Consider the following 16817-nt stretch of genomic DNA (forward strand, 5'->3'; position numbering starts at 1 on the left):
CGCCCCCAGCATTAATTTGCTTGAAACAACCCAATTGACGCTCTATGTTTGATCCCAGGGGTCGACCACTGGAACTTGGCATCGCTGTAAATCCACAATATTCCGCGTGGCCACTGTGAGATGGTGAACCAGCGCCGTGGCTGCCAGCAAGCTATCTATCGCTGGCAACTTCTCTCCGCGTTGTTCAGCGGCACCTGTTATACATCCCCATGCACTGGCGACATGCTCGTTAACCGGAAGTATCCGTCCGACGAAACGAGCTCGCAGATCAACGTCTATCCAATCCTGCAGCATTGCTCGCTTATCACCGTAAACAAGCTTGGTAACGCCTTTTTGGAGTTCTCCCAGTGTGAGCACACTAAGAAATCCCACAGACTCCCGTGCATCTACCCATGTTACGACCCGAGGATCAGGATGCTTTTTGACCAACTCTGACAGGACGCAGGTATCCAGGAGGTATCTCACAGGCTGACGTCGCGCCCCACATCGTGATGATCTCGTTCGATTTCCAGATCGAGCCCTCGCAGTGGAGAGTCCGCGAAGAATTCGGATAACGTCTGGTTCGGCCGTGTCAACGTCCGAAACTGTTCTACGGAGAGCACTACAACCGCAGGCTCACCATGTAAGGTGATGGTTTGCGGACCATCGTTGCGGGCACGCTTCACGACATCGCTCAAATGATTGCGCGCCTCCTGTAAAGGCCACTGAGCATTCATGGCAGACCCCCTTCCAGACTTCTGGCGTGACTAGCCAGTCCAGTATAAGCAATTCTTACGCTTGCTAACAGCAGAAACTCGCTCAACCTTTTGATCAAGCGTTTTTTACCATACCCTGCACAGGGCAATAGTCGTTTCATCCCTATGGGAGAGGGGATTTATGCGGCCTTGACCCGAGAGTTCCGTGAGCGACTGAATGATCTCGCGGCAGTGGCGGAACCTGAAAAAAAAGGGAGACTACGCGTACCGCCTCTGGCGGCATCCTGGCTCGACGATCTCCTGGCTGGCACGTCAGCAGAAATGGATGGGGGCTTTCGGGACCGGATAAAACAGTTGCAGGCGGCACAAGACCTTCAGGCGGAACTCCCCACCAATCTGCAGGCCACCCTGCGCCCCTATCAGGAAGAAGGGTATCTCTGGGCGATGCGTTTGGCCGAAGCCGGCTTCGGTGCATGCCTGGCCGACGACATGGGGTTGGGGAAGACCTTGCAGGCCATTGCCGTGCTCCTCGCCCGAGCGCCCAGCGGTCCCGCACTGGTGGTTGCACCCACCTCAGTCTGTGGTAACTGGCGCACAGAACTGTAGCGCTTTGCTCCCGGTCTGCATGTCATGGCCTATGGTGCAGGGGATCGCAGTACGATCCTTGAAACTGCCGGTCCCCGGGATGTGGTTATCGTTTCCTATACCCTGCTGCAACAGGCACAGACGCAATTTGCCACACGCCGCTGGTACAGCGTGGTCGTGGACGAGGCACAGGCTATCAAGAACGCCTCAACCAAACGCTCCCTGGCTCTCTTTGATTTGCAGGCGGATTTTCGTCTGGCCCTTTCCGGAACGCCGGTGGAGAATCGCCTGACAGAACTCTGGTCTATCCTGCGCTTCTGCAACCCCGGTCTTCTGGGACCGCAGTCCCGTTTCAATGAGCGCTTCGCGGTACCCATCGAACGGGACCGCAACCGCGATGCTCAACGATTATTGCGCCGACTGGTTGCCCCCTTCATTCTCCGACATACCAAAAGTCAGGTGCTGCAGGACCTTCCACCACGTACCGAAATGACCCTGACCCTGACCCTGACCCTGACCCTGACCCTGACCCTGACCCTGACCCTGACCCTGACCCTGACCCTGACCCTGACCCTGACCCTGACCCTGACCCTGACCCTGACCCTGACCCTGACCCTGACCCTGACCCTGACCCTGACCCTGACCCTGACCCTGACCCCAGATCCCGAAGAGGCCACGTACTATGAAGCGCTGCGCCGTCAGGCCCTTGCCGAATCCGAAAACGCCTTGCAAAGTGGAGAGAACCAGGCGCAATTTCACATCCTGGCCCAACTGACCCGCCTGCGCAGGGCCGCTTGTGATCCGCGCCTCGTGAGTCCGGATCTCGGCATCGTTGGGGGCAAAGTCAAAGCATTCGCGGAACTCGCAGCGGAACTCGCAGAGAATGGTCACAAGACGCTGGTATTCAGCCAATTCGTTGCCGACCCTTGGTGGAACCCTGCCGCCGAAGATCAAGCGGCTGGCCGTGCGCATCGCATTGGTCAGCATCGCCCTGTGACTGTCTACCGTCTGGGTCGGATGATGTCATTTGCTCTTCGCTGCTGAATGACTGCTGTCAGTCTACGGCAGCCGTTGAGCGGGTCTTCTTCAGCGCCCCGTGACACCGCTCAATACCTCCTGCAAGAATTCATAACTGATCGAGCGCATCAGTATCCCGCACCTATCCGCTGACGGCCGCATGTCGGACGCGCAATTGCAAGCGCGTCTCGTCTCGGAAGGTGTTGGCGTCCAGTTCGAAAGCTATTTGAATGATTTGCCCCATGGCGACTGGACACACACCATCACGGGCCGCGCCGAACCAGATTGCGTCGAATCTACCTGGACCGATGTCAAGCAACATCTTCAGGTGGGTTCCGTCCCCGACGGGGCGCAGCGTGAGGATGCGACCTTCGGCTCGGAAGACCGGCGTCTCCCACTGCCGACCGAATGGCTCTAGCACGGTGAGTTCGTTGAACAGTTCCAGGCTGGGGATCTGATCGAGCTCCCCATCGCTCAGAACCCGGGGTCCGGGAGTCCAGGCTGTCAAGACACGTGTCGCCGTCGCATTGAAGGCAGCCGTGAACCGCTCAAGCCCCGCCTGTTTTAAAGTCACACCGCCGGCACCGGCATGGCCGCCCCAGGCAATGAAGTCGTCAGGGTAAGACTCGGCGATCTCGGCAAGCGCGTTGCGTATATGAAAGCCGGGCACGGTGCGTAGCGAGGCGGTGATGTGATCGCTCCCCTGCTTGGGAGAAAAATAGGCCGCTGGACGTCCATAGGCTTCCACCAACCGGGCGGCGCAAATGCCCTGCACCCCAGGGTGCCCCTCCGGGTCAAACACGGTAATTGCCGCGCAGCCGGCCGCCACCTGTTGCTCCGCCAATGGAAGGATTCGGCGCAGCATCTGGGATTGGACCCGTTTGCGCTCGCCATTGTGCGCCACCAGGATATCCGCCAGGCGTATCGCTTCTTCTTCGTCATCGCACATCAACAGATCGACGGCGCCAAGCGCGCAATCGAGTCTGCCACGGGAATTGATGATCGGCCCAAAGGTGAAGCCCAGGGTCGCAGCCGTGACAGGTCCGGAACAGCGGGAGACCTGATACAGGGCACGCCACACAGGACGTGCATCCGGCGCGTTCATGATCGCCAGGCCGCGGGCGATAATCGCCTTGTTATTGGTGGACCGTGCCAGATCGACGCAGTCGGCCATGGTGCCCAGCGCCACCAGGTCCAAAAGACCTCCGAGTTTTGGCGCACTGGCGGGCAGGTCGCCGTTCTGAATCAGGCGCTGCCGAACCGCACAGCACAGCAACCACGCCACATGCACGCCGGCGATGTAGGGATCGGGAAAGGCGGAATCCTCGCGCACCGGGTTCACGCAGGCCACAGCGGCAGATGGCGGCCCACAAACGGGAACGCCATGATGGTCGGTAACGATGACCATAAAACCCCGGTCTCGCAGCCGGGCGATCCGCTCATGATCCGTACTCCCCTGATCTGCCGTAATGATCAGGGCAGGGCTCGGTGCTTCGGCAAGGATCCGGTCGGTCAGGGTTTCGGTGACACCATAGCCGTCGCGCAGACGATGGCCGATATAACTATGTATTTGCTGTTCGGGGACGCCGAAATAGTCCCGGAACGCAAACTTCAGCACCGCGTGGGCCGAAGCGCCATCACAGTCGAAGTCCGAAATCAGGAGGATGGGCAACCCTTGTTTTATGGCGGAGACGATACATTCAGAAGCGATGTCGATATCAGGGAGCAGGTCGGGCGGGGTGAGGCCACTCAACTGCAGATTCAGCAAGGCCGGTAGATTCGCCACATCCGCATCACTCAATCTGCCGGCAATGATCCGCGCCTGGAGAGGGGTGTATCCGAGTTCCAAGGCCGCGCGCAATATTGCCGGAGCCACAGGACGATCGACAATGCGCACGGCTTCCACAGCCATCTACCAAGCGCCAGGCAGTGCATGGCCCGGCCGGGCCGGCCTGCGCCAGAAGCGCCAGCGATCGGCACGGCGAAGCGTAAGACGCTCTATATCACCGCTGGCGAGCACACCGGTCAAACACTCCAGGCGCCCACCACTCCGCCACAGGGATCGCAGGGCCGTGTCCAGCGCCGCGAAGGACTTTGCCGCATCGGGATAGAGCCAGGCCCCGGACCAGACCCAGAGCAGATCATCGGGGAGTTTTACCGCCGCCTGCAGTGCTTTGGGATAGGACAGCGGCAGGCCGAGCCAACGGGCCGCGGCCTGCAGGTAGTCCGCCTCTGCCGCCACGCTCTGCCACTTTGGAATGGGCCGCACAGAGGGCAACCGCCCTTCCCCCCAGGCCCAGAACAGACACCAGGGTTCCTGACCGCGGGCATCGGCATCCCGATTGACGGGATGGGCGGCGAGGAGCATCTGCAACTCATTGAGAAAGGCATTCCAGCGCCGGGCATCGGCACCGGTGACTTGCAGGGCCAGCGGCTCGCGGCCCCAGACGCGTTCGGGATCGGGGCAGTGCAGGTCGGGCGTGTCGGTGGCCAGCACATACCAGCGCCGGGCGCCGCGCCGCAGAGTCCAGGGGATATCCGCCATGTGCTCGACAGCGGCGGTAAACAGTGCCGTAGCGGCGGCTTCCTCCAGGCCGGGCAGAGGCTGCAACACCGCCCGCCCCGCCTGACCGAGAAAGGTGACCGGCTCCAGGGCGATGACCCAGTGCCCTTCGGTCGCTATCCCTTCAGACTCCGCCAATAGGGCCGCCGCCGGCAGCAAGCCGTTGAAACCCAGCAAACGCCCTGCCACCTCCAGAGAGGAACCAGCCGTTAACCGCTCCGCCCGCCCCCGCCCCCAGTAACGCGGCAACACCGCTCCCAGGTCCTCCTCCGGCACGCCGCGCAGCCCCGACAGCCAGAGGCAGAGGTCCGCCATCAGCGATCCAGGATGGCGCGCTGTACCGCCTCCAGACTGGCATCCACGGTGAGCACTTCGCCACCCTGAGCGATGGCGGTATCGGGGTCTTTCAGGCCATGCCCGGTGAGCGTACAGACTACCGTCGCACCCGCTTCGATTTTTCCGGCGCGGGCCTCGGCCACCACCCCCGCCACCGAAGTCGCCGAGGCCGGTTCACAGAACACGCCCTCATATTGCGCCAGCCAGCGCTGCGCTTCGAGAATCTCGGCATCGCTATGACTGCCAAACCAGCCGCCGCTTTCTTCCTGCACGCGATGGGCCTGATCCCAGGACATGGGATGCCCGATACGGATGGCCGTGGCGATGGTCTCGGGATCCTTCACGTAGTGGCCGACGATGAAGGGGGCGCTGCCTGCCGCCTGGAAACCCAGCATCTTCGGTCGTTTTCCCGCCTTACCATGCCCGTAGCTACAGATGCCGTTACAGAACTTGCAGGAGGCGGTCAAAGGCTGGGACTTGTCGGTTCGTCCATCGGTGGCTTCACAATAGCCCATCCAGTGGGCGGTGATATTGCCGGCATTCCCCACGGGCAGGGCGTGATAATCGGGCGCTTCACCCAATGCGTCGATAATCTCGAAGGCCGCCGTCTTCTGACCCTGCAAGCGGTAAGGGTTGACCGAATTCACCAGGGTGATCGGCGCGTTGGCCGCCACTTCCTGGACGATCTGCATGCCCGCATCGAAGTTGCCGCGAATCTGCAACACCATGGCGCCATGCAGCATCGCCTGGGAGAGCTTGCCGAGGGCAATCTTGCCTTCCGGGATCACCACGAAGGCGCGCATTCTTGCCCGCGCCGCATAGGCCGCCGCTGCCGCCGAAGTGTTGCCGGTGGAGGCGCAGATCACCATCTCGCTGCCGTCTTCCTTGGCCTTGGTCACCGCCATGGTCATACCACGGTCCTTGAAGGAGCCGGTGGGATTCAAGCCCTCGAATTTGAGGAAAAGGCGGATATCGAGGCCAAGCCGGCGGGGCAGGTTGATACACTCGATCAGCGGCGTATTGCCTTCACCCAGGCTCACCGCCGGAGTGTCGGGAGCCAGGGGCAGGAAGGCGCGGTAATGGTCGATAATGCCGGTGTAACGGGACATGAAGTTATCCTGAGTAAGATGAAATGCCAAAATTCCGTGCGGCGGACGCATCACCCTTCCGCCAAGCTCTCGACGCGCAGGCGCAGCACCGGCTGAACGACCACTGGCAGGGCCTCGATGCGGGCGATGGCCTGCTCCAGGTCGCCTTCCCGGCAGCGATGCAGCAGCAGGACGATGGGCACGCTGTCTGCCTCCGGCGTCTCTTTCTGCACCAGCGCCTCGATGGAAATCTCATATTCCGCCAGCATTGTCGCCACCTGGGCCAGCACACCGGCACGGTTATGGGCGTGGATGCGCAGATAGTAGGCGCTCTCCACCTCGGCCATGGGCAGCAACGGCAAGGCACTCATGGCACCGGGCTGGAAGGCGAGATGGGGCACCCGGTTGCTGGGATCGGCGGTCATGGTCCGCGCCACATCCACCAGGTCCGCCACCACGGCGCTGGCGGTGGGATCGCCACCCGCACCGCGTCCGTAATAAAGGCTCTGCCCCGCCGCATCGCTGTCCACCAGAATCGCGTTGAAGGGTCCCTCCACATTGGCCAGCAGATGGCTATGGGGAATCAGGGTCGGATGGACCCGCAACTCGACGCCATCGGCGCGGCGCCGCGCAATACCCAGCAACTTGATGCGATAGCCCAGTTCGGCGGCATAGACCACGTCGGTCCGTTCCAGCGCACGGATGCCTTCCACATGACAATGGGCGAAATCCACCGGAATACCGAAAGCGATGGATGCCATCAAGGTAATCTTGTGCGCGGCATCGCCGCCATCCACATCCAGCACCGGATCGGCCTCGGCATAACCCAGGCGCTGCGCCTCAGCCAGGGCCTGCTGAAAGTCCCAGCCCGCGCGGAACATCTGGGAGAGGATATAGTTGCTGGTGCCATTGATAATGCCCGCCAACCATTGAATCCGGTTGCCCGCCAGCCCCTCGCGGATCGCCTTGATGATGGGAATGGCACCCGCCACCGCCGCCTCGAAGGCCACCATCACCCCCTGCGCCTGCGCCGCCGCGAAAATCTCGTTGCCATGCTCGGCCAGCAGCGCCTTGTTGGCGGTCACCACATGCTTACCTGCCGCAATGGCCGCCAGAATCAGTTCTCTGGGAAGCCCGGTGCCGCCCATGACCTCCACCAGCACATCCACTTCGGGATCACGCACCACCGCCCAGGGATCGCTGCTGATCCGCGCATCCAGGTTCAGCCCTTCCAGACGGGACGGATTACGGACAGCGGCGTGCACCACCCGTAGCTCCCGTCCGACCCGGCGGGTGATTTCTTCGGCATTGCGGGCCAGGACCCGCACCGTCCCTTGGCCGACGGTACCCATGCCGAGAATGCCAATCCGTACCGGCGCCATAATATCGCCCATCACAAATCCTCACGGAACATCTGTTTGATGCCGCGGATGGCCTGACGGGTGCGGTGCTCATTCTCCACCAGCCCGAAGCGCACATATTCGTCGCCCAGGTCACCGAAACCGATCCCCGGACTTACCGCCACCTTGGCGCGGTCCAGCAGCAGCTTGGAAAACTCCAGGGACCCCATCTTGCGCAGGTTTTCCGGAATACGCGCCCAGACGAACATGGTCGCCTTGGGCTTGTCGACCGCCCAGCCCGCGGCCTCCAGCCCCTCGCAAAGCACGTCGCGGCGCTGCTCGTACATCAGGCGAACCTCTTCGACACAGTCCTGCGGCCCTTCCAGCGCGGTGATGGCTGCCACCTGTATGGGGGTGAAGGTGCCGTAATCCAGATAGCTTTTCATCCGCGCCAGGGCGCCCACCAGTTTCGGGTTTCCTACTGCAAAGCCCACCCGCCAGCCGGGCATGTTGTAGCTCTTGGAAAGGGTGAAGAACTCGACGCCCACGTCCCTGGCACCTGGCACCTGCAAAAAGCTCGGCGCTTTATAGCCATCAAAGACGATGTCCGCATAGGCCAGATCATGCACCACCCAGATGCGGTGCTCCTTGGCAAATTCCACGATCCGCGCGAAAAAGTCCAGATCCACCACCGCCGCGGTCGGATTGTGGGGAAAATTGATCACCAGCATCTTCGGCTTCGGCCACGCCGCCCTGACCGCTTTTTCCAGCTCTTCGAAAAAATCCACCCCCGGTAGCATCGGTACATGGCGCACATCGGCGCCCGCTATCACGAAACCGTAGGGATGAATGGGATAAGTCGGACTCGGCACCAGCACCGTATCGCCGGGACCCACGGTCGCCAGTGCCAAGTGGGCGATGCCCTCCTTGGAACCGATGGTGACGATGGCCTCGGACTCGGGATCGAGCTGCACACCGTAACGACGCTCATACCAAGTCGTAATGGCGCGGCGCAGGCGGGGAATGCCGCGCGACACGCTGTAGCGATGGGTATCACCCCGTTGCGCCGTTTCACAGAGCTTGTCGACGATGTATTTCGGCGTGGGCTGGTCGGGGTTCCCCATGCCGAAGTCGATGATATCCTCGCCCCGCTTGCGGGCCTGATTTTTCAGGTCGGTCACAATGTTGAACACATAGGGAGGCAAACGGCGGATACGTTCAAAATCACTGTTCATGGGGCACAGGCCTTCAAGGGTTGTCGTGAATACCGAAATCGAAGAACAATAGAGAGGCTAAGCGGACCTGTCAATCCGCATCATGGAGAAAAGTCATGAAATTACATCGGCAACTGGATGCCCAATCCAAGCTCATCAACGGTTATGGACCGGAGGGGATTGTCATTCAGGGCCAGCATTATACCCAGGGCGTTCTAGTGACCCCAGACTGGCTGCAAAGCCCCTGGGGACCGGAAAGCGCCGATGCCCTGGGTCTGGAGCATTTTACCGAGGTGCTCGTGCGCAAGCCCGATGTGATGCTCCTGGGCACGGGCAAGAAACAGATTTTTCTCTTGAAACTGATGGTGGCTTTGCGCGAGGCCGGAATTCCGGTGGAAGTCATGGATACCAGCGCGGCCTGTCGTACCTACAATATTTTAGTGGCGGAAGACCGCGCCGTACTCGCCGCCCTGCTGCATCCCGAAGCCTGAAGGCTTTCAGCCAAACAGCGATGCCGTCGTCAATCCCTCTTCTTCCAAGCGATGCCGCAAGGTCAGCAAAGCTTCCACCTGTATTTGCCGCACTCGTTCCCGGGTAATACCCATACGCTGCCCGACATCCTCGAGGGTGGCGCCATCCGTACCATCCAGACCAAAACGCCAGAACAGCACCTGCCGATGTTTTTCGGACATGCTGCCGATCCATTGCTGGATCTGCCGGGATAAATCCCGGTCCGCAAAGGCGGTTTCGACGCCCGGCACGACCGTATCGGCAATCACATCGGACAGAGGACGATCCGACTCTCGACCATGGGCTACGTCCAGGCTGCTGACCCGCCCGTCATTTTCCAGACACCTGCGAATTTCGTGCACCGGCCGATCCAGGGCGGCAGCCACCTCTTCGGGGGTGGGATCACGTTGCAGGGTCTGACCCAGACACCGCGCCGCGCGCAAAACCGCACTCAGTTCTTTCATCACATGAATGGGCAAGCGAATGGTACGCGTCTGATTCATCAGGGCTCGCTCGATATTCTGTCGTATCCACCAGGTGGCATACGTCGAAAAGCGAAAGCCCTTTTCCGGATCGAATTTTTCCACGGCGCGAATCAAGCCCAGATTCCCTTCTTCAATCAAGTCCAGCAGGGGCAGACCGCGATGAATGTAACGTCGGGCCACCTTGACCACCAGACGCAGATTGCACTCGATCATGGTACTGCGTGCCGCCGGATCCCCCGCCTGCACGAGACGACCCAGAGAGATTTCCTGTTCCGCCGTCAGCAAGGGGTTATGGCCGATTTCTTTCAGATAACAGCGGGTGGCATCCCAGTCAGGCGCCTCACCATAATCTTCTTCCGGACTTTCCAGGACTTCTTCTGTATCCACAGACTCCAAGGGTACGTCCTCTTCTTCGTCGCTGATCGCGTCGTTCATGATTAACCCTCTCCAGAGGCCAATGAAACCGTGCCGGTCAGCAAAGGCACAAAAAAACAATCGCCCAGATGACTGATCCGGGCTTCCTGGCCATCCCAATGACTGACCTGCAAATGCTGCTTGCCTTCTTCCTCCACCGGCATCACCAGGCGGCCACCAGCCCGCAGTTGGCGATACAAAGGCGCCAGGGCGCAGGGAACCGCCGCCGTAATCATGATGGCATCATAGGGACCCTGCTCCGGCCAGCCACCACTGCCATCGCCGTGTAACAGATGAACCTCCTTGTACCCCAGTCGAGTCAACAGCTTGCTGGCATGATGATGCAGTGGGCCAATCCGCTCGACGCTGAACACCTCAGCCCCCAGTTCGGCAAGGAGCGCCGTCTGGTAGGCCGATCCGGTCCCGATTTCCAGAATCCGCTGGGGAATCGGGTTGTTTTCGAGAATGGCCTCCATCATCCGCGCCACCGTCCAGGGCTGGGAAATGGTCTGGCCATAGCCGATGGGCAGGGAAACCAGTTCGTAAGCTCTTCCTGCCAAAGCCTGGGCGACAAAGTGATGCCGCGGCACCTGATTCATCACATCCAGTACCCGTTCGTCCCGAATGCCCGCCGCCCGCAGTCGCAGCACCATTCTCCCTCGGGTGCGGGGGGAAATCATACCCACTTCCGGACTCAGGACAGGCAGCTGCGCAGCCACTGACTCAAACCATCCAGAAAGTTATAACGGGTCATATCCAGGTCCAGGGGAGTAATGGAGACATAGCCCCTGCGTACCGCATCAAAATCCGTACCCGGTCCGGCGTCGGCTTCCCGGCCCGATGGGCCAATCCAATACACCGGATCTCCACGTGGATCCGCAGCGGGTATCACCATGTCACTTTTATGCCGCCGTCCCAGGCGGGTGACCTCGAATCCCCGCAATTGTTCATAGGGCAGATCGGGAACATTCACATTGAGGATGGTGTCGGCCGGCAAGGCATGACTGAGCACACCGGTCACCAGACGAACGGCAACCTGGGCGGCCGTTTCAAAATGACTGCAATCCCGCCCGGCCAGGGATACCGCGATGGCGGGCAGACCCAGGAAACGGCCTTCGGTCGCCGCTGCCACTGTCCCCGAATACAGCACATCATCCCCCATGTTGGCCCCCCGGTTGATCCCGGATATCACCATATCAGGGGATTCGGCAAAAAGGCCCGTCACCGCCAGATGCACACAATCCGTAGGGGTACCCCCCACCAGATAGTGGAAACCATTCAGACCGGTGCGCATCCGCAAGGGGCGGTCGAGGGTCAGGGAATTACTGGCGCCACTGCGGTCCTGTTCAGGAGCCAGAACTTCCACGTCGCCCAGGGGGGTGATTGCTTGGGCCAGTACTGCCAGTCCCGGTGCCAGATATCCGTCATCGTTACTGAGCAAGAAACGCGGCATCTGATCTCCCTGACGGTTTTTATCCAGGCTGGTATATTAAGCCACGAAGACAGGGCTGGTCTATCCCGTTTCTCATGGAAAGCCGCGGTAAACGGTATCAATGCGCCCGGTTTGCTGGCGTAGCGCTTGGCGCAGGACCTTCCGGGAGCTGTTCCAGCTGATGCTGCAGCAATAAAACCCGCAACTGGGCGCTATCCATGGCTTGCTTCAAGGCATTCACCCGTTGCAGATAACGGACGTAATTCCGTTCATTCCCGGTGCGGATGGCCTTGCCTTCCTGATAATCATGGGTAGCCTGCAGCAACTGCAAACGGGCCGCAGCCAGCTCGACTTCCAGACGTTTACGAGCGAGATGGGCACGGTTTACTTCGGGCTTTGCGGGCGCGGACTGAACAGGTGCGGGCATGACCGATTGCTTCTGCGCATCCGCTCCTGCCGGAGTGCTCACGGATTGCTGGGGAGCACCCGCAATCTGTTCAACACCCCTTGCCCCGGCGGGCGGGTTCTCTCCATAACTCAGCACGCCATTACTGCCCACCCAGCGATAAATGGTTTCGGCAGTCCCCTGCATACTGACAACCCCAGTCAGCAACAGACCCAGCATGACGCCGCGGCCCACAAGGCTGCTCAACCCATTCCTGGTCCTTGCCATTTCCATCCAGCCATCTCCGCATCATCCAGCCAAACTTATATGGTCGCCCCACTGACGCTTGTCAAGGCATACCAAGAAAAAGGCCTCGCAACCTGCGGGGCCTTTACCCATGCACAACGGCGGGCAGGAACGCCCGCTTTTGCTCAGAGGCTGTAGTACATCTGGAATTCCACTGGGTGGGTGGTGACGCGCAGGGCTTGCACTTCCGCCCATTTCACCTCCAGATAGCCTTCCAGCCAGCTTTGTGAGAACACGTTACCCTTCATGAGGAACTCGTGGTCCGCTTCCAGGGCATGCAAGGCTTCTTCCAGAGATGCGGCCACGCCCGGTATGTTATTCTGCTCTTCGGCGGGCAGATCGTAGAGATTCTTGTCCATGGCATCGCCGGGATGAATCTTGTTCTGAATACCGTCGAGCCCGGCCATCATCATGGCCGCAAAAGCCAGATAAGGGTTGGCGGTGGAGTCCGGGAAGCGGACTTCGATACGCCGTGCCTTGGGGCTGTTGACGAAGGGAATACGGATGGAAGCGGAGCGGTTTTTGGCCGAATACGCCAGCAACACGGGAGCTTCAAAGTGGGGAACCAGACGCTTGTAACTGTTGGTGCTGGGGTTGGTCAGGGCGTTGATGGCCTTGGCATGCTGGATGATGCCACCAATGTAATACAGCGCCAGCTCCGAAAGGCCACCATACAGATCGCCCGCGAACAGATTCTTGCCATCCTTGGCCAGGGACTGATGGACATGCATACCGCTGCCGTTGTCGCCGACGATGGGCTTGGGCATGAAGGTGGCCGTCTGACCATAAGCCGCCGCCACGTTGTGGACGACATATTTCAGAATCTGTACTTCGTCAGCCTTGCGGGTCAGGGTATTGAAGCCCACGCCGATTTCATGCTGACCAGCGGTAGCCACTTCGTGATGATGCACTTCCGCCTTCAAACCCATTTCTTCCAGCGCCAGACACATGGCTGAACGCAGGTCCTGGGCAGAGTCCACCGGCGGTACCGGGAAATATCCGCCCTTCACGCCGGGGCGGTGCCCCATGTTGCCGGATTCATATTCCTTGCCCGAATTCCAGGCGGCTTCCTCGGCATCCACCTTGTATCCGCAGCCACTCATGTCGATATTCCAGGTTACGGAATCGAAGACGAAAAATTCGTTTTCCGGACCAAAATAGGCGGCATCGGCAATGCCCGTGCTTTTCAGATAAGCTTCGGCACGCTTGGCCACCGAGCGGGGGTCGCGCTCGTAACCCTGGCCGGTGGCGGGTTCGATGACATCGCAACGGATATTCAGGGTCGCTTCATCGGTAAAAGGATCCAGCACGGCCGAATCGGGATCGGGAAGCAGAATCATGTCGGATTCATTGATGCCTTTCCAGCCGGTGATGGAAGAACCATCAAAAGCCTTGCCTTCCACAAAGGTATCCTCTTCCATGGTGTGGGAAGGGACGGACACATGCTGTTCCTTGCCCTTGGTATCGGTAAAGCGGTAATCAATGAACTTGACATCTTTTTCTTTGATCAACTTCAGTACATCTTTCGGGCTATGACCCATCTGCATCTCCTCCAATCAAGAAATATCCACGACCTGAATGCCAGCAAGCTAGCAAAACTGATACCACCTTCCAACAAAGCGCTCACAAAATTCTGGTGGATTATTGCACCAAACTAGCACCCCATAACAGTGCAATCAAACCGTTTGCACCAAATTTGTGCAGCACTCCTCATGGCCTCGGCTAGACGGATGTCTGCCAGGCAATATCGACCCCCTGCAAGCCGGCAACCTTGCCCAGCAAGGCGGCCTGAATCTGCTTTTCCTCGAATTCCAGATCCTTCAGGGAAGCCCCTGCCGGGAAAGGATAACGCAGGCTCAGCACCACACCTTCTTTCAGGTAATGCAGAGTCATTTCTTGTGGAACAGGCAAGTTATGGGCCAGCAGTCCAGATTCCACCGACTTTTCGATTTCACTCCGCGGCGGCAGCACCACGCCCCCTTCCTCATCGTTTTCGCTATCAATATGGATGGTGGCATCGACCAGGTCATCGACAGCCTGCAGCAAGGACACGCGTACCCGCTCGGCAATCTGGTGTCCCTCGGAGACACTGAGCAGCGGGTTGGTCACTTGCAAATGTACTTCCACCAGCGCCTGATGCCCTACCTTGCGGGTTTTGAGCAGATGCAGGTCGCGCACGCCTTCGCAGCCCAGAATGACTTCGCGGATTTGCGCCAGGACCGCATCGTCCAGTCCCCGATCAGCCAGCTCCTGCAACGCTTCCCAGGCGGTCACGACACCAATACGCAGCACCATCAAGGCCACGATGAGGGCGACGACCGAATCCAGATAGGGTGCCCCCAGGAGGCTTCCCCCGATACCAATCAACACGATCACACTGGAAATCGCATCGGTGCGATGATCCCAGGCATTCGCCCGGAGTGCGGCAGAGCGGGTTTTACGGGCTACCCGAATGGTGATCTGGTACAGGGACTCCTTGGCCAGAATGGCAAATGCCGCAATATACAGGGTCCAGACAGCCGGCATGCCATAATGCCCAATCACCAGCCGCTGCACGGCCTCATAGCCAATGACCGCGCCATTGACGGCCAGCAGCGTCCCCGTACCCAGCGCCGCCAGGGTTTCGAAGCGCTCATGTCCATAAGGGTGCTCATGATCTGGAGGCTGACTGCTGAAATGCATGGCCAGAATCAGTCCCAGATCCGACAGCAGATCGGACAGAGAATGCACCGCATCGGCTACCAAGGCGTCCGAATGGCCAAAAATTCCACCCGCCAGCTTGGTGAAAAACAGCACCACATTGGTGCCGGCACCCATCAGGGTCACCCGCATGTTCTTCTTTCCGCGATCACTGCGGCTGATGCTTTCTGTCACGCGTTCGCGTCCTCTGTCTGGCCCGAATGTTTTTACTGTCTGGTAGTTCCATGATAACGGCAAAATGGCTTAAGGTATAAGGATGCGGAAGATGAAATCCATGCTGGCCGCTAAGGCAAGGCTCTGGCTCAGATGCCTATAATTTTCACCGTAGCCAGAATAACGAGTAACCCACCTTATGCACTCCCGCTCCGAATCCGTCAGTCCCGGTGAAATATGGGGCCATGCCGTCGCCAATATTACGCCCTCGGCCATGCCCGCCGTGACCATCTCCCTGGTGGCCATTCATAGCGGCAATTTCACCTGGCTGGCCTACAGCCTCATTGGCCTGCTGATGATGCTGGTCGCCTTGCAGATTGGCATTTTGGCCCGTCACTTCCCTTCTCCCGGCTCCCTGTTTTTTTACCTCAGCAATGCCTTGCATCCCATTGCCGGGATGGTGGCGGGTTTCGTCATGATTACCGGTTATTTTGGTGCCCTCGCAGCCGCTCCACTTTTGGGGGGGCTGTTTCTGGAGCAGGCGCTGGCATTTTACTGGCCCGTCCAGGGTATCGCCTGGATCGCCCTCATCGCTCTGTTTTATCTGCTGATAGCCTGGCGATTGGCCCGGCGCGGCATTGAAATTTCCGCTCGTTGGGGACTTTGGGTCGAGATCTTTTCCATTGCCTGCATTGTCCTGATTGCCGCATTTACCCTGGGACATTATGGCTGGCGGGATCCGGATCAATGGCATTTTTCACAACTGCGGCAGGGTCCATTTACCCAGGCGTTGATTCTTTCCCTGTTGGCTTATGGCGGCTTTGAAACGGCAGGAAATCTCGCCGGAGAAACCCAGGCCGCCCGCACGGCCATCCCCAAGGTCATGCTGTTTTCCGTGGGAATGGTGGGGATTTTTTTTGTGGCCATGGCCTATATGGAAATTCTCGCCTTTTCCCATATTCCTTCGGCTATCGGCAACAGCCCTGCGCCACTCAACCGCATAGCCGAGGCCATTGGCAGGCCCTGGCTGGGCATCTTCTCGGATCTGGCGATGGCTACAGCGGCATTTTCAGCAACCATCGCCACCCTCAACAGTATTTCCCGCATTTTATTCAGCATGGCCGGGCACAAGGTCATCAGTCCCTACCTGCATTTTCGCCACCCCCGGTATGGCACGCCGACCCGCGCCCTGGGACTGTTGGCCCTACTGGTCATTGCCAGCACGGTAGTGGTCAGTATTGCCCGGTTTTCGATTTTATCCGTGGTCGGGACTTTCGGCACGTTTACCGGATTGGCTTTTCTCCTGATTTATAGCCTGGCCAACATGGCCACACCGCTGTATTTGTTTCGTCAGAAACATGCCTGGCGCTGGTTCAGCCTGATTATCGCCGTCATATCCTTACCTCTCTTGCTCAAGGTACTGACAGTCAGTTTATGGCCTCTGCCTGCAGGAGGCGAAGGTGCTGCAAGCGTGCTTTTTGTTTTGCTGGTGCTGATAGTGTTTATCCAGGGTTTGCTATGGGCACGCTACAAACCCCAGAAATTGCATCACATGGTCGAACTCGTGGATGAATGAGGAGTCCTGGGCCGAACC

Annotated in this window: 15 protein-coding genes and 1 pseudogene; 3 read left to right on the forward strand and 13 right to left on the reverse strand. The window is 59.4% G+C overall.

Going from position 1 to position 16817, the window contains the following annotated elements:
- Positions 1–42 precede the first annotated feature (42 nt).
- Positions 43–465 carry a type II toxin-antitoxin system VapC family toxin gene (locus ACJU26_RS12790; RefSeq protein ID WP_414040016.1) on the reverse strand — a complete coding sequence of 141 codons (423 nt, stop codon included), beginning with the start codon at positions 463–465 and terminating at the stop codon, positions 43–45.
- Positions 462–716 (reverse strand): type II toxin-antitoxin system Phd/YefM family antitoxin, encoded by a 255-nt coding sequence (locus ACJU26_RS12795; protein ID WP_414040017.1) that lies wholly within the window; start codon positions 714–716, stop codon positions 462–464. Before ACJU26_RS12795 ends, ACJU26_RS12790 begins: the two co-directional genes overlap by 4 nt.
- 300 nt (positions 717–1016) lie before the next feature.
- Between ACJU26_RS12795 and ACJU26_RS12800 the strand changes: the two are divergent.
- Positions 1017–2324, forward strand: a pseudogene (locus ACJU26_RS12800) (DEAD/DEAH box helicase).
- A gap of 115 nt (positions 2325–2439) precedes the next feature.
- On the opposite strand, the gene ACJU26_RS12805 reads toward ACJU26_RS12800, so the two are convergent.
- From ACJU26_RS12805 to alaC, 5 genes are read right to left on the reverse strand one after another with little or no spacing between them, the layout of a single operon-like run.
- The gene (locus ACJU26_RS12805; protein ID WP_414040018.1) at positions 2440–4209 is read right to left on the reverse strand and encodes a single-stranded-DNA-specific exonuclease RecJ; all 1770 of its coding nucleotides are present in this window, start codon (positions 4207–4209) and stop codon (positions 2440–2442) included.
- The gene (locus tag ACJU26_RS12810) at positions 4210–5175 is read right to left on the reverse strand and encodes a hypothetical protein (protein ID WP_414040019.1); all 966 of its coding nucleotides are present in this window, start codon (positions 5173–5175) and stop codon (positions 4210–4212) included.
- Positions 5175–6305, reverse strand: a complete 1131-nt coding sequence (gene thrC / locus ACJU26_RS12815) for a threonine synthase (protein WP_414040020.1) — start codon at positions 6303–6305, stop codon at positions 5175–5177. The genes ACJU26_RS12810 and thrC overlap by 1 nt, the downstream gene beginning before the upstream one ends.
- A gap of 50 nt (positions 6306–6355) precedes the next feature.
- A complete protein-coding gene (locus tag ACJU26_RS12820; protein WP_414040021.1) occupies positions 6356–7678 on the reverse strand; it encodes a homoserine dehydrogenase in 1323 nt (440 codons plus the stop codon).
- Positions 7678–8859, reverse strand: a complete 1182-nt coding sequence (alaC, locus tag ACJU26_RS12825) for an alanine transaminase (protein ID WP_414040022.1) — start codon at positions 8857–8859, stop codon at positions 7678–7680. Before alaC ends, ACJU26_RS12820 begins: the two co-directional genes overlap by 1 nt.
- 95 nt (positions 8860–8954) lie before the next feature.
- Here alaC and ACJU26_RS12830 point away from each other — a divergent pair, with 95 nt between their 5' ends.
- Entirely contained in the window at positions 8955–9329 is a 375-nt protein-coding gene (locus ACJU26_RS12830) for an Mth938-like domain-containing protein (protein WP_414040023.1), read from the forward strand.
- 6 nt (positions 9330–9335) lie between these two features.
- Here the strand turns inward: ACJU26_RS12830 and rpoS are convergent, their stop codons facing one another.
- The 6 genes from rpoS to ACJU26_RS12860 form a co-directional block, all read right to left on the reverse strand.
- The gene (rpoS, locus tag ACJU26_RS12835) at positions 9336–10268 is read right to left on the reverse strand and encodes an RNA polymerase sigma factor RpoS (RefSeq protein ID WP_414040024.1); all 933 of its coding nucleotides are present in this window, start codon (positions 10266–10268) and stop codon (positions 9336–9338) included.
- 2 nt (positions 10269–10270) lie between these two features.
- A complete protein-coding gene (locus tag ACJU26_RS12840) occupies positions 10271–10927 on the reverse strand; it encodes a protein-L-isoaspartate(D-aspartate) O-methyltransferase (protein WP_414040025.1) in 657 nt (218 codons plus the stop codon).
- A 14-nt stretch (positions 10928–10941) separates the two neighbouring features.
- Positions 10942–11700 (reverse strand): 5'/3'-nucleotidase SurE, encoded by a 759-nt coding sequence (gene surE, locus ACJU26_RS12845; protein WP_414040026.1) that lies wholly within the window; start codon positions 11698–11700, stop codon positions 10942–10944.
- 97 nt (positions 11701–11797) lie between these two features.
- Entirely contained in the window at positions 11798–12331 is a 534-nt protein-coding gene (locus ACJU26_RS12850; protein ID WP_414040027.1) for a DUF4124 domain-containing protein, read from the reverse strand.
- Between the two features lie 164 nt (positions 12332–12495).
- The gene (gene glnA, locus ACJU26_RS12855) at positions 12496–13911 is read right to left on the reverse strand and encodes a glutamate--ammonia ligase (protein ID WP_414040028.1); all 1416 of its coding nucleotides are present in this window, start codon (positions 13909–13911) and stop codon (positions 12496–12498) included.
- 181 nt (positions 13912–14092) lie between these two features.
- Positions 14093–15244, reverse strand: coding sequence for a cation diffusion facilitator family transporter (locus ACJU26_RS12860; RefSeq protein WP_414040029.1), 1152 nt, complete (start codon positions 15242–15244; stop codon positions 14093–14095).
- Positions 15245–15422: 178 nt separating this feature from the next.
- On the opposite strand from ACJU26_RS12860, the gene ACJU26_RS12865 reads away from it, so the two are divergent.
- Positions 15423–16799, forward strand: coding sequence for an APC family permease (locus ACJU26_RS12865; protein WP_414040030.1), 1377 nt, complete (start codon positions 15423–15425; stop codon positions 16797–16799).
- Positions 16800–16817 lie beyond the last annotated feature (18 nt).

Origin of the sequence: Acidithiobacillus sp. M4-SHS-6 (assembly GCF_047421495.1) — a bacterium.
Lineage (GTDB): Bacteria > Pseudomonadota > Gammaproteobacteria > Acidithiobacillales > Acidithiobacillaceae > Acidithiobacillus.

Excerpts from the sequence above, each read along its gene's own strand:
- ACJU26_RS12795 (WP_414040017.1), bottom strand. The coding sequence starts at position 716 with ATGAATGCTCAGTGGCCTTTACAGGAGGCGCGCAATCATTTGAGCGAT.
- ACJU26_RS12805 (WP_414040018.1), bottom strand. The coding sequence starts at position 4,209 with ATGGCTGTGGAAGCCGTGCGCATTGTCGATCGTCCTGTGGCTCCGGCA.
- ACJU26_RS12810 (WP_414040019.1), bottom strand. The coding sequence starts at position 5,175 with ATGGCGGACCTCTGCCTCTGGCTGTCGGGGCTGCGCGGCGTGCCGGAG.
- thrC (WP_414040020.1), bottom strand. The coding sequence starts at position 6,305 with ATGTCCCGTTACACCGGCATTATCGACCATTACCGCGCCTTCCTGCCC.
- ACJU26_RS12820 (WP_414040021.1), bottom strand. The coding sequence starts at position 7,678 with ATGGGCGATATTATGGCGCCGGTACGGATTGGCATTCTCGGCATGGGT.
- alaC (WP_414040022.1), bottom strand. The coding sequence starts at position 8,859 with ATGAACAGTGATTTTGAACGTATCCGCCGTTTGCCTCCCTATGTGTTC.
- ACJU26_RS12830 (WP_414040023.1), top strand. The coding sequence starts at position 8,955 with ATGAAATTACATCGGCAACTGGATGCCCAATCCAAGCTCATCAACGGT.
- rpoS (WP_414040024.1), bottom strand. The coding sequence starts at position 10,268 with ATGAACGACGCGATCAGCGACGAAGAAGAGGACGTACCCTTGGAGTCT.
- ACJU26_RS12840 (WP_414040025.1), bottom strand. The coding sequence starts at position 10,927 with ATGATTTCCCCCCGCACCCGAGGGAGAATGGTGCTGCGACTGCGGGCG.
- surE (WP_414040026.1), bottom strand. The coding sequence starts at position 11,700 with ATGCCGCGTTTCTTGCTCAGTAACGATGACGGATATCTGGCACCGGGA.
- glnA (WP_414040028.1), bottom strand. The coding sequence starts at position 13,911 with ATGGGTCATAGCCCGAAAGATGTACTGAAGTTGATCAAAGAAAAAGAT.
- ACJU26_RS12865 (WP_414040030.1), top strand. The coding sequence starts at position 15,423 with ATGCACTCCCGCTCCGAATCCGTCAGTCCCGGTGAAATATGGGGCCAT.